We start from the raw sequence: 14,352 nt of genomic DNA, 5'->3' as shown, positions 1-14,352 counted from the left end.
TAAACTCCTTATATTATTCTTCCTTGAGACGATACCACCCATCCAGAATTGAAAGATTTGGATTGTAGTAAGGGTCACCCTTTTCAAGGATTTCTGGCCAAAGCTTTTCAAGCTTTTCTACCTCTGAATTAAAGCGAGCAACCTTTTCGCCGGTATCCTCGTATCCACGTGACTTTGACTCATAGTGATAAAGCTCTGCATGAGGATTGTAAACTACAAGATATCCCTTGTCGCGGACCTTCATACAAAAGTCCACGTCATTGAATGCAACTGCAAGGTCCTCTGTAAGACCTCCAACTTCCTCAAATACTTCTCTTCGAATCATGAGACAAGCTGCTGTAACTGCTGATAAATCCTGAGTAGTTACCGCTCTAAACATGTAGCCTGGTTCTGAACGCTCAAGTCCAACAAATGTGTGACCAGCGATACCACCGATTCCCATAACAACGCCTGCATGCTGAACAGTGTTGTCAGGATAGTAAAGCAATGCGCCGCAGATACCAACATCAGGACGAAGACACACGTCTACCATCTCCTTGATGCAGGTCTCATTGATAATCTCAGTATCATTATTGAGAAGTAAGAACATATCTCCGCTGGCATTTTTAGCGCCTAGATTGTTAATCGCTGAGAAATTAAATCCTGGTGTCTCATAGCGAACAATCTTCACATCAGGACGTCCTTCAATGCTCTTGTAGTACTCAAAAGTCTCAGGCTCTGTAGAGTTGTTCTCCACTATAACAAACTCAATATTTTTATAAACGCTCTTGGCGTCAATTGACTTGATACATTTATCAAGGTCATCAGTGTGATCCTTGTTAGGAATGATAATCGAAACAAGTGGCTCCTTGTTCCAATGGTATGTGGTGCGATAGCAACCGTAGAATGTATCCTGCTCTACAGTGGCTGGAATGCCAAGTCTATCATAGTGTGCCTGAACAGCGCGGGCTCCTGCATCAAATGCATAAAGCTTGGACTCTGCAGACATAGCAGTGGACGCTGCATGGCTTCTCCAGTGATAGAGGGCCTTTGGCACGTGATGAACCTTGGTAGCTGCCTCGCAGTAACGCAAAATCAAATCGTGATCCTGTGCACCATCGTATTCCTTATTGAAACCGCCAACCTTTTCATAGATTGCTCTGCTGAAAACAAAAAGGTGGCAAATATAATTTACAGAACAAAGTAAATCTAAATTGTAATCTGGCTTGAATACTGGCTCAAAATATTCCTTAGAATCCATGGAAATCTTGTCCTCGTCAGTATAAAGCACATCGATGCTTCTGTCCTTGTTAATAGCAGCAACAAGCTCATACATTGCATTAGGTGCAAGTGTATCGTCGTGGTCTGAAAGCACGATATAGTCTCCTGTTGCAAGAGCAATTGCTGCGTTAGTATTGTCTGAGATACCTAAATTCTTCTCAAGGTGAGTATATTTAATACGAGAATCACCGCCATATCTCTTGGCAATAAACTCGCCCATAATATCCTTTGGGCTGCCATCTGCAAGACAAAGCTCCCAGTTGGAATATGTCTGTGTCCTGATAGAATCAATAAGCTCAATCAAATATTTCTCAGGAGTCATATACATAGGAATAACAATACTCATAAGAGGATTATACTCAAATTTCTCGTCACGCTGACGCTGAAGCTCCACCTCTGTAGGGCCAAAGCTTGTAAGGAAATCCATGTATGTATATTTAGGTGCATCTGCATCCTTAAATTTATCAATGGCATGTCTGATAGTTGCACCAAGACCATTGTCCTGGCGATAGAGCTCGATACGCTCCCAGAGACTCTTCTTTGGAAGGAGATTGCCGCCTGTCAGAACATGGGCTGTATCCACCTTGCAATCGTATACCTGACCATTTGCAGTGATAGTAAGGCGAAGCTTTTTATAGTCTCCCTTGTCAAAAACTATCTCAAGACCAGAGTCGCACTTTTCAGTAAGCTCTGGATAAACACCGTAAACGTCCTTTCTAAACATACGCTTAACAGTGATTGGTATCTCTGTATTGCCATCATAGAGATGAAACTCCTCTGGAACATTGCCAATTGCCCAGCCAAGAATCTGAATCTTGTCATCGGTAACAGCAGAGCGCTCTAAGTTGTACTCATACTCCTTTTTAAGCTTCTCAAGGTCTCTGCCAGTAGCCTTGTAAACTACTGAGCGAACCTGTCCCTTTGTTCCATCCTCACCTAATACGCAAATAAGACGAAGGCTTCTAACTGAAGACAACTCCTCAGGAAGCTGAATCTCTCCCACATATTCCTTGGAAACACTCTTGTGAGCTGCTATGTAGCGACGGCGCACCTCATTGCCTTCATTGATAGTAATATCCATGTCATAAGGCTTGCCATTAAGTTCTGCCACAAGGGAATATCCCTTAGGATTGTCAAATGGGTAAAATCCCTGGAATAATAATGTATTTTTCTTTGTCAGGTGGTATCTGATAAACACCACATTAAAAGTATCTCTCAATATTTTCTTCCTTCTAATTCATCATTTGGAATAACTAGCTCACTTTCCATGTGCCAGATTCCACGTCAAATTTTTGAACACCACCGCGGCTATAGCCGTCCTCAACAGTGAGGGAATCCGCAATATCCTCAGTCAGTGTGCCAGCTGCAATTATATCATAGAATAAATCTTCTACAAGTGTGGTATCTGCAAAAAGACCATCAGGAGAATTTTTGCTGGCGTAAGCATACTGAAGAACAAAGTCTATCATGCCAAACTGAAGCCTCTTGACCTGGTCGCTGACAAAATCGTCGTCCTTATAGTGTGGCTCTGGCTTGCCGTTTTCCATTGTAAAATTAATAAGCTGACCTGATGGCGCGCTAAGGGCATTTTCAAGGAAAAGCTGGTACCGTAAAAGCTTGCTATTATCAATTAATTTCTTGTCGCGAATTTCAAAAATAGCATCTGCCTTACCGCCAATTCGCTCAGGCTTGTTAGAATGGAGAGCAAGATAATGTCCTGCTATATCTCTACCAGTAAGCTTCATAAGGAAATACTGGATTGTTCCTGAAAATCCTACATCCACAACAGCAATATCGCTGGCCCCTGAGATAAATTCATTAGCATAATTAATATATGCATTTTTCTCCTTAGCCGCCTTGGCAAAAATCTCAGCCTTATAAGGAGCAAGCATCTCCATTATCTCTTCTGGCTTAGTGTTGTAATCAAGCTGTCTATCCTCATCATCCTCATGAATCTCAACGCCGAATCGCTCATTCAAAAGATTGCTGAAGCTGCCCTGATATTTTTGCAGAATAAGCTCTCTAATATCCTCGTCATTTTCAAGAGCGGACACCGCACAGGCTCTTCTAGAAGCAAGGAAATAATGTATATCAGGAACCTCAAGTCCTCTGCAGCCACAGTATCCTTCTATCATTTTCTGAAGCATGTAGCCTTCCCTTGCCAAAAGAAGGAGTCGTTCCTTATTGTCCTTATTCTCCTCAACAATCCACTGGACAAATCTGGCCATAAGTGGCCCCATAGTGGTATATCCAAAATCGTAGATATCCTTGAATGTAAGCTTTCCAGTATCGCCAAATGCAAATGGAGAATTGAAAATACCTCCGTTAATTGCCTGTCCCACCATAATTGAGTTGGCAAGACTTGTTCTTGCAAAATCAGCAAGATATGTGAAATCTGACAGTTCAAGCATAGCTTTTGAATTGAGAACTATATGGCTTGCAACTCCCCTATCCATGAGGATCTGTGAGTCGCTGCGGAAATTGTCTCCCACATGGATAAATCTGTCTGGATTAATTCCAGAAAGTACATAATCCCACATTGAGCCATCATCTTTTCTAACTCCTACTTCACATGAAATCAAAAGCTCATCATAGCCACCGATTCCACACCTATGAAGAAGGCCTACCACCTCAACTCTGTTGAGATACATATCGCTGACAAGAATCACATGTCGGCCCATAGCCTTGAGAGAATTAAATATCTCTACCATATCCTTTCTAGGCATGCAAAGTCTAGTCTCTAGGTCGATTTCAAGGCGCTTGACATCCATGGCAATATCGCCGATTACCTTGTCCTTAGCCACCTCCACGTAGATCTTATCTATGGTGGTGAGGGCACCGTATTTCTCAGTGGCTACAGCCTCCGCCTCTTTTCTAAGTTTCAAAAAGTTGACAGACTTGCCGTATGTATTTTTAATTATCTTTTCCATGAGTCTGAACACATCGTCAGGCTCATAAATACCTCGAGTGATGAGGGTATCAAAGATGTCAAAAGAAATCACATCATAGCTTGCAAGCTTCATAGTGAGAATTTCCTTGTCAGTCTTGAAGGTGTTAAAAAATGGTCTAAGGCTCTTGTTCTTCGCTGTATCCTCGTCCTTGAGATACAAAATATAATCATCATATCCCTGTTTTCTAGATACAAATGGAACAATACGCTCTAGGGCGTGAGCAAGTGTGCCGTCAGTCTGACCATGCTCCTGAGGGAAATCCTCATAGCTGTAGCCTCGCTCCAAAAGTGGGCGAAGGGCATCTGTGCGGGCCCAGAAAAATGAGCCTGCTGGATAGTTGAAAACTGATGGCATATCGCCTAAATCATATTCTTCAAAAAGCTGTCGACCAATAGCCTCATTTGCTAACCAAGAGTAGGCAATTGTAGGAACCTCCTCGTGAATGTCTGGATACACAAGTCCAGCATTGCCAGTCTTAAACAGTTCCATAATATGGTTAATCTTCTCTTGCGAGCCAAGAAGCAACTCAAGAGAAAACTGTCTCCAGCCCCCCTTTTCCTGTCCGGAATAAAGGGATTTCTTGCTGTGTATATGCAAAAAATAATCGTGACTTAATATTTCCTCTGCAAACTTAACATATAAAGGAGCTAGGTCACGTCCTCTATTAGGAAGCTGTCTGATGTCGACCTTTCCCAGATTCTTAAGCTCCTTCAGACCTGCTCTGATTACATTGACATCAGAATCCTCCGTGCACGAAATGTATAAATCAAACTTGAAAGGAATGTTAGCAAAATAGCTGACAAACTCAGGTAGCAAATCCACATAGAAAAGGTGCAAATGCACAGCAACTGATGGTGGAAGCTCGCCCTTTGCAGCAAGTTTTTTAGCTTCTTTTTCTGCAAGCTTAGCTGCCTTGTCAAATTCCTTGCGCTGTCTGCGCTCCTGTCTGGCAGGTGTGTCCTTGCCAGTTATAAATGCCTTGAAGGCACGGATATTTTCAAGAGCCCTATAGCCCTTTGTATTAACAGTATTGTCGTAGATAGTGCGAAGCTCAGCATTTACAGCCTCAATATTTCTGATGTGAACATCCTTGGCTGCGATAAGCTCCTGAAGCTGCTTAATCTGATAATCACGAGATGCAATAGCAAAATCTGCTGCTGTCTTGCTGTGGCTATCCGCATGCTTTCTCAGCTCAAATAGATTCTTCACGTCCTTGAAGCAGTAGTTCTTCTGGAAATGATCCTCCATCTGCTGATATACTTCCTTCTCAGCATCTGAAATCTCCACCAAATTACCAGGAAGCTGGCTAAACTTCACTGCTCGATATAACACGTAGTTGATTGGCACTAGAAAATCAAATGTCCACTCGTAATCAATTATCTCCCAGCCCTTGTCTGTTTTGATAATATTCTCAAAAATTAAATCTATATCTAAATAGTTCGCTGCAAGCACTCCTCTAGGCAAATCCACAGAACCAAACACCTGCTCAAACTCTGGAGATGAGACAAACTCCTTAGCGTGACCCATATATGCCTTTTTAACAGCCTCGATATATGCTGGGGCATCATCAGCTGTAATATGCTCACCTTCTAGGTACTCACTCTCAATGGTATCCCCTACAAGTTCACTTTCATTTACGCAAAAATCAGAGCCCTGCAAAACATTTTGCAAGCCTCTGTAACTATCATAAACTCTGTGAATATGGTCTATAGCCATTTCATCGTATGGCTTTTTTATTACCACCTTTTTTCCATCTCGCTCTACTATATCGGTGATAATATTATATTTTGGGTTGCGCTCATTAGAGAGCTTCTCGTAAAGTAATCGTTCCATTATTATTTCGCAATAAGCAGATAATCACCTGCTCCTCCCCCTTTGTAATCCTCCGCATAAATCTCTGTAGTGTACAAGTAATCAGGACTAACTCTATAGCTTAAGATGTCAGTAAAACCAGCCTCATCAAGAAGCTTTTCTGTGAAAGACGAAAGTCTATCCTTTTGAGACAGGGCATATACAAGCTTGCCCTCCGCTGAAAGTAATCTCTTTAGGACTGTAGGTGTCTCTACCAACTGGCCTAAGCTGATAATTATATTAAATGTGCCCTTAATATCCTCGATAATCTCTTTTTTCACATTGGGTAACATAGATAGGACATTTATCATTTCGTCTTTATAATCCTCTGTCATCCCAATGGTTACATCCGAAGCTTTCTCAAGGAGCCACTCAACTAGGGATACACTGTCCGGATTGAGAATCAATACATTGTCACCTTCTCTTATGTTAAGAGGCGAAAGTACATTGCTTCGCAAATGCGAAAGCATCTGTATCGCGTCCTCAGTTCCCTCATCAAAAATACGTCGGTTGTACTTTTCTTGAAGCATAGACTCTCCTCCATTTTTCTCAGAACTCACCCCATTATTTAACCTGTTCAACACTGACCTTGGAATTCATGTCATAGAATCCCACGGTATTTTTAGTGCTAACAACAGTAATATTCATTACATCATACAGTCTATGATAAGCAACAAAATCCACTCCATCATAGCCAGTACAGCTGATAGACATCAGGTATTCTCCTCCCTGCATATCCATCTTCTGAGTAAATGTTGCGACGTACTCACTGCCCTCCTTACAAAGGCCCACGTCACATTTTTCATACATGGTATTAGTGCCTGTCACATCTATACCCTTCAGGGTCTTAAATGTAAGGGTAAAAATCGGATTTTCAATATCTGTATTGAAGTGTACCTTGGATTTAACTGTAAAGGTGCTACCCTTCATAATAGCATTAGTAAATGTGCCATTGTCATCAATCACTGCAAAATCAACGATTGCTGCTCTTCCATCGCCGTACTCGTTAACATTTGGATTAAGCTGATAGTTAGACTTCCAAAGAGTCCCATCATCTGCCACTGGACTAGCCTCAGTCAAATCATCTAAGGCATCAACCTTGCTATTAAGGGCAGGCTCCTGACCTACAAGAATCTTCTTGTAAATATCAATCATATCCTTTGGTGTACCCTCAGCCACCTTGTCACCCTTGTTGATAAGGATTGCTCTATCACAGTACTTGCTGATTGCACCCAAATCGTGGGATACAAAGAGAATGGTCTTGCCTGCCTCCTTGAACTCCTCGAACTTCTTGTAGCACTTAGCCTGGAAGAAAACATCACCTACGGAAAGTGCCTCATCAACAATCAAAATCTCTGGATCAATATTGATAGCTACCGCAAATGCAAGTCTGACAAACATACCAGATGAATATGTCTTAACAGGCTGGAAAACAAAATCTCCTATATCTGCAAATGCTAAAATATCATCAAGCTTAGCATCTATTTCCTCATTGGAGTAGCCAAGCATGGTGCCATTAAGATAAATATTTTCAATACCTGTGTACTCCTGGTTAAATCCAGCACCAAGTTCCAAAAGAGCTGAAATCCTGCCGTCCACACTAACCTCTCCTCTAGTAGGAGAAAGTACACCAGTAATAATTTTAAGAATAGTAGACTTTCCGGAACCATTAGTTCCAATGAGTCCCACACACTCTCCCTTTTTAACCTCAAAGGACATATCTTTAAGAGCGAAATGCTCCTTGTAATTTTTCTTTCTTGTAAGGCCTAAAGTATCCGCCACTCTAGCCTTGTTACTGTCGTAAAGCTTGTAGACTTTGTCTACGTTCTTTACCTCGATTACGTTATTGCTCATAGTGCCTCCAAATTTACACTATATTTTAACATAAAACGCTATAAGAGCAAATGGTCCTAGGGGACGGGGTTAGTGGTCCATTTTCATTTTGGCCCTATGACCCCGTCCCCTAGGGCCAAAAAAGTGGCACCCGAAAAGGTGCCACTTGCACAGTAGCTTCAGGCAACCCCATACCTGAAGCGGAGGATATAGAATTATAAAGCGTCAATATCAGCGTAATCTGTGATTACTCCATCAACGCCTAACCGCTGCAAAGAAAGCATTTGGCCCTTATTCTCTGGCGCATATGAATACACCTTAGCTCCGGCCTCATGAATTGCTCTAACAGTCTTTGGTGTGAGAGTCTTCATGTTGATTCCGTAGTAATCAGCAGGATATTTTGTTGGTAAATTTGATTTACCAAATGATGCAAGCACCATTATTGGCTGGCTTGGATTGATTGCCTTGATAGCTGACAAATAATCATAGTTAAATGATAAGAAAATCACTCTATCAAGCACACCATACTCAGCGCATTTATCATAGACCTGCTGCACAAATTCTGGATCATCACCAATGTCTTTCAGCTCACAGAACATGCGCATGTTCGTAGACTGAAGAAGTGATAATGTCTGATCCAAAGTAGGAATACGCTCACTGATGAAATCAATTGAGTACCAAGAACCGGCATCCAATTGAAGAAGCTCATCATAAGTGTAGTCCGCAACTGTAGACTCGTCACCAGTAAATCTCTCTAGCGTGTCATCGTGGAAGATAACAAGCTCCCCATCTTTTGTTTTTCTTACGTCGAATTCAACCGTCTTAGCACCGCATGCATAAGCTCCTGCAAAGGCACTAAGGGTGTTCTCAGGATAGGCTCCCGAGTAACCTCTGTGAGCCACTATTTGAACCACAATATCTTCATCAGCGTCGGCTGGTAAAAATTTGAATTCATTGAAGAATAGAAAAGAACAAAGCAAGGCAACCACGCTGACAGCAACGGTTCTCCTCACTTTAGAAAATAATAACCCCCTCATAATTCAAGCCCCCTCTCTTCTAGCTATTTATATTGTACCACGGAGACTTTTATCTGACATTAAAACTCCAATAAAAAAATTGCCCGAAAATTTCGAGCAATTTTTATATATTTTTTTATTACAACCACAAGGCTAAAATGTTGTTGTCATTACCGTCCACTGACATTCAAAAACCTTGCTTTAGTAACACTTATAGTTCGATAGCTACAATAAATTTTTCGTTACTAAATTTTCTAAAATTCTTATAGCACATCTGCAAACTGTGGCTGCAACTTTTTAAAGACGTGGGTACCAATAAGATATACAATCACTGTAAATATCCAAAAATATGCGGTAAGCAATGGTCGATTCCAAAAACCTACACGTGCTATAAAGCAATCGCGATAACCGCTTGTTATGTAATACATAGGATTAAGCTTAAGCAAATACGCCAGCCATAGAGGAATTTTATCGAGCATATCGTCAAAATTCCACATGATTGGTGTAGCCCAAATACCAACCTGAAGGAAAATATTAACAAGCTGCGCCATATCCTTAAAGAACACACAAAGGGCGCTTGATAAATAAATAAGTCCTACTACAAGTATCATCATTGCCAATGAATAATAAATAACCTGTAAAATGTATGGTGTAATTCCAAATCCATAGAGCAGATAAATAACCAATGTAAACAACACGAAAAATCCATGGACAAATAACGAAGATACTGCCTTTACCACAGGAAGCACGTTAATTGGAAATACCACCTTTTTAACTAGGTAATTGTACTCCTGCAATACAACAGTGCCCGCCGAAAGTACCTCGCTAAAATAAAACCAAGGAACAATACCTGCTGATAGCCAAAGCACAAATGGTGCCTTTATTCCTTCTCTTGTGCCCTGACTTCCTGCGCTAAGTGCCTTATCAAATACAATCCAGTACACAAGCACAGTGATAACCGGCTGTACAAAAGCCCAGATAACACCAAGTGTGGAGCCGGCAAACTTTTGCTTGAAATCATTTTTTGCAAGCTTTGCTATTAATTTTTTATTAGCAATAATATCTTTTAACATAATACCTCTTTTATAAACTAGCGTTTAATGTGTGTATTCTGGTCGACATAGCCCTGAAGGTCAAGTGTCCAATCAGATGTTCCATCCTCTTTTTCCTCTACAAGTGTAAATCCCATATCACCGTAGAAATTCTTAACCATTTTATTTTTAGCTGTTGGAAGGTAGTGACCGCGAAGTGTCTTAACGCCTCTAGCCTTAAGACGAGCCACAAGCTCATCCATCATAGCATATTCCATGTCACGCTTTAAAACTCGACAACTCATAAGCCATAAATCAATATCGCATACCTCGCCATCAACGTGGCCAATTGTGATACTTACCACTCCATTGTCACCGAACTTGTCGATGAGCTTGCCGTATAGTGTGACATAATTGTCGTCTGCTGCAGTAGCCTCAATCTCAGCCTGAGTGTATCTTTTAGTGGTGAGATTGAACTGATTTGACTTGTTAGTAAGCTGTGCAATTCTCGCCATATAAACTGACGAAAAAGCATCAATCTCAGCTGTCATCTCAAGAGAATCAAGATACTCACCATAATCTGTAAAGCTGCTCTGTAGCTTGGCACGAGCTGCATTCTCCTGATACATTTCATTGCGCTTTAAATCGTCTGCAGAAATGCTTGTGGTCTCAAAAAATCCTGACCTATCAATAGTCTGTATGTAATGAACCACATTATCAAGCTCAGGTGCACACACACCCTTAAGCTGCTCTGTTACAATGTGGCGCTCAGCAGGATTATCATCAACAAAAACCAAGCTCTCAGGGAGCAGGGTAAGCTCATTTGCTATATCTGCAAAGTTTTTATCCTTTGGATTCCAGTTGGCCTTAATAGAGATAAAATCATCCTCTTTAAATGCACTGTCCGGATGATTAATTCCTGCTATTGCATTCTCATAATCATTTTTCGAATCAATATTTAAAATGATACCAAGCTGCTGATGTGCCTTAAGATACTGCTGGAACTCGCTGTATGCCTGCCCCTCAGCCTCCTCTGGTCCAATGACAATTCCATCAACACCATCATCACCAATTATACCGCCCCAAAGAGTGTTATCCAAATCAAGGACAAATCCCTTTTTATTCTTACCGAAAATTGACTTGATAATATTGGCAACATTAAAAGCAAGACTAGGTATAGCAGGCACACACATAGCATACTTGTACATATACCAATAAAATGGATCTGACCACTCCTTAAGTCCGTAGTCTGCCGAAATATAGTTAAGGTCACAAATGTAGAAATTCTCAGTGGCCTCAGCGTAATCATAGAGGCGCTGATTGAGTCTAGAGATAAAATTCATGTGACCATGATAATCATATGCGTCGCGATTGCCCATAAGCCTAAAAAGAGGCATCTCAAAATTGTTCTGGATAATTGGGCAATTATATTTTTCAGCTAATGTCTTCCAGATTGTCTCGTACTTGGCGTACTGGCTGTTAATGAGCTCATCCACCGCTTCCCTAGACATAGATAAATCTGGATAGTCGCTGATATTTCTATTGCTAGTGCAAACATAAATAATATCTGGAGCAAATTCTTCAAGCTCTGGATTAGGAAAAACTGCATCCTCGTAGTATTTATTGTACTCGCTCTCATAAAAGGTAGGTCGAATACCATTATTAAGCAAAAACAGCTCCATCATCAGCATAATATTAGCTGTGGTGCTACCGCCTAATATAGCTACTTTTTTGTCGATGAATTTAACATCTGAAGCAAGCAGCTCCTTTTTTATTCTCTTTTTCTTGGAAAGTAAATAATCACTGTCAAATGGATATTCTAGTTCCTTCATCTTACCTTGCCTTTCTTATGGCTTAGCTTCGTAGTTGTATTTATATATTCTAACATCATCATTTTCAAACACCAAATCTAACTGCCAGTTGTCCCCCTGGTAATCAGGATGTCCCATGTCTGTCACAACGATGTAATCAATGCCGCAAATCTCAATAGCTACATCAGCTTCCTTCCAGTCGCTGCTATAGAATCTCTCATTCACAGCTCGCATTGCGCCAATGCGCTCCTCGCTAATATCTGAGTAATCATACCCTTCTAGATAACACTGTCTCTCAGAAAAGGCTCCTGCATAAAAATAAATATTGCGATAATCTAGCTCTTCTGAAAATCTATCTACTGCTATCTTGGCATCCTCAGGTGTATTGTCCCTCAGCCATAGATAAGCCTCCATGGTATCCCGAGAAACAAGATCTGCTCTGTCGCCTGCTTCCATTTTATAAATAGCATGTTGTCTGATGTCGTCGCGGCAAAAGTATGCTATATCTACCACTAAAAGCAGAGCTCCCAAACACCAGAATCCATTCATAATGTGAGATATCAAATTACCCCTGTTGTCTATGACATACATCATAGCGCCGTAGAAAATAAAGGCAGCATTGGTAATGACAAAATATCCCTGAGAAAGTCCTGGCACAGAAACAAAGCAAAAGCCGATAACGCCCATTATAACTGAGCCTATGACGAACCAATCAAAAATATTGCCGATAACTCCATCATGTATAAGAGTCTTAAATTTTGAAACAGTAAATCCAACAAATGGCAAAATACATGGTCCAACAATACAAATAGCTGCTGCAATCACTGCAGGTATAATCCAAGGAGAATCCATGTAATCAATACCTAATTTAGAAAGAATCTGACCTACACGCCCTGCCTCTAAGGTGCCCTCAGGAGTAAGGGTCATGGCTCTGTTATTAGAGCCTGTAGAACTAAGTCCAACTGTAACTGTCATATAAGTAACGCAAAAGCCTACAACAGTGGCAACTACATACAAGAATCTACCCCAGTGAAATCTCCTGGTGATAGCGTGCTCTACAACAAATACGATAAAAGTAATAGCTGCAAGCAAAACTCCAGATGTACCCTTAAATCCAGTAGTAGCTGCTGCAAGCACAAATATTGCGCACATCACCTTGAATGAATATTTGTCGTACCAAACCTCCACCAGTATGTCCACACAGAGAATGGTAAGAGCCATAGCAAGGCCCATAGCATTGCCATTACCAAATAGGTGATTGTCCAGCCAAGACACTGGAAATGTACCGCCCACCACATTAAGAGGAAGCAAACAAATGCAAGACACTAGAGTACCTATGCAATAGAAAAAGAATGTCCTAGGTCTGCAGTATCTGCCGCCCTTTAGTCGCTCTCCTATAATCATAAGAGAAAGGGAAAGTGGCCAAGCGCACACTAACGCATTTCCATTGAGATATGTCTTGAAGGCATCAAAATGGAAGATATTTTTGCACATAGCAAAAATAAGCTCATAAAAATAGTGATAGTAAAATGTAAGACCATCAACTCGAATATCTCCGGAAGGAAAGCCCTTGCTAAGAGATACAATATTTCCAGTATGGAAAAGAAAATCATGATAAATCTGGGTAGTCTGTCCAGATAAAGCTCCAATAAATTTAAGCTTAAAATTAATCAGCGATATAATGTATGTAGCCACAAAAATAACTATAAATGACAGGCTAAGCTTCTCCCCTGCATTAAATATAGATGGTCTGCCCTTTTTCCAATATATGAAGAGAAAATTGGCTGTGGCCACAGGACCAGCTACAGTAATAAGCCAACTACATCCCACCAATGACTGGATATAATATACCAACGCCAGATACATAAAACCTAAAAAGTAGCTAGCTAAAAGTCTGGTGGCTACCTTTAGTCTCCTAGGCAAAAGAAGCTGGGCAAAAAGCATACCTGGAAGCTGGAGCCAGATTAAGCTATATATAAAAAATACAAATGTAATTCCTATATTAGATAACATGGAAAATCCTTTCTATTTTTCAGGAGCTAACTGTCCCAATTTAAAATGCTTACGGCAAAGTGCTACGTAAGAATCATTGGCACCAAGCATGACCTGAGGGCCCGAGCGCACTACTCCGTTTTCATTGTAACGGGTATTGCAAGTAGCCTTGCGACCGCACCAGCAGACTGTTTTCACCTCGTGAATAACATCTGCGATAGCAATGAGACGCTTTGAACCTGGGAAAAGCTCATTTCTAAAATCAGCTCTCAATCCATAAGCTACTACAGGCACATCCATAAAATCAACAATATCCGACAAATAATCTACCTGCTCCGGTGTGGCAAACTGCACCTCATCCACAATAATACAATCGAATTTTTTAATCTCCTCCTCAGACATCTCCATAAGATCCTCAAGGAAAACACACTCATGTTCAAGACCAATCCTAGAGCGAACTACTCGCTCGCCAAAACGAGTATCTACCTCCGGCTTTACAAGGAGAGCATTCTGACCAACCTCCTCGTAATTGAAATGAGTCATAAGCGCATTGGCAGTTTTTGATGAGCCCATTGCGCCATAATAGAAATACAGTTTCGCCATAACA

9 protein-coding genes are annotated in these 14,352 nt (G+C 41.0%); all 9 read right to left on the bottom strand.

Features of this window, described 5'->3' with window-relative positions:
• Positions 1-13: 13 nt before the first annotated feature.
• A complete protein-coding gene (locus BLP50_RS03765) occupies positions 14-2,479 on the bottom strand; it encodes a glycosyltransferase family 2 protein (RefSeq protein ID WP_242869213.1) in 2,466 nt (821 codons plus the stop codon).
• A gap of 34 nt (positions 2,480-2,513) precedes the next feature.
• On the bottom strand, positions 2,514-6,044 hold the full coding sequence (locus tag BLP50_RS03760; RefSeq protein WP_090151262.1) for a rhamnan synthesis F family protein: 3,531 nt from the start codon (positions 6,042-6,044) through the stop codon (positions 2,514-2,516).
• 2 nt (positions 6,045-6,046) lie between these two features.
• Complete coding sequence (locus tag BLP50_RS03755) at positions 6,047-6,592, bottom strand: hypothetical protein (RefSeq protein WP_090151259.1); 546 nt, start codon at positions 6,590-6,592, stop codon at positions 6,047-6,049.
• A 34-nt stretch (positions 6,593-6,626) separates the two neighbouring features.
• Positions 6,627-7,916 carry an ABC transporter ATP-binding protein gene (locus BLP50_RS03750; protein WP_090151254.1) on the bottom strand — a complete coding sequence of 430 codons (1,290 nt, stop codon included), beginning with the start codon at positions 7,914-7,916 and terminating at the stop codon, positions 6,627-6,629.
• 194 nt (positions 7,917-8,110) lie between these two features.
• The gene (locus BLP50_RS03745; RefSeq protein ID WP_090151250.1) at positions 8,111-8,932 is read right to left on the bottom strand and encodes a glycerophosphodiester phosphodiesterase; all 822 of its coding nucleotides are present in this window, start codon (positions 8,930-8,932) and stop codon (positions 8,111-8,113) included.
• Positions 8,933-9,174: 242 nt separating this feature from the next.
• A complete protein-coding gene (locus tag BLP50_RS03740; RefSeq protein WP_090151247.1) occupies positions 9,175-9,984 on the bottom strand; it encodes an ABC transporter permease in 810 nt (269 codons plus the stop codon).
• 17 nt (positions 9,985-10,001) lie between these two features.
• Positions 10,002-11,774: an HAD-IIIC family phosphatase gene (locus BLP50_RS03735; RefSeq protein ID WP_090151244.1), complete on the bottom strand. Its 1,773-nt coding sequence runs from the start codon at positions 11,772-11,774 to the stop codon at positions 10,002-10,004.
• A 15-nt stretch (positions 11,775-11,789) separates the two neighbouring features.
• On the bottom strand, positions 11,790-13,766 hold the full coding sequence (locus BLP50_RS03730; protein WP_090151241.1) for a hypothetical protein: 1,977 nt from the start codon (positions 13,764-13,766) through the stop codon (positions 11,790-11,792).
• Positions 13,767-13,778: 12 nt separating this feature from the next.
• A complete protein-coding gene (locus BLP50_RS03725) occupies positions 13,779-14,348 on the bottom strand; it encodes a thymidine kinase (RefSeq protein ID WP_090151238.1) in 570 nt (189 codons plus the stop codon).
• Between the last annotated feature and the right edge of the window lie 4 nt (positions 14,349-14,352).

The organism is Pseudobutyrivibrio sp. AR14, from assembly GCF_900101325.1.
Classification (GTDB): Bacteria; Bacillota; Clostridia; order Lachnospirales; family Lachnospiraceae; genus Pseudobutyrivibrio.
The sequence above is the reverse complement of the archived record's forward strand: the minus strand, read 5'-3'. Positions and strand labels throughout refer to the sequence as shown.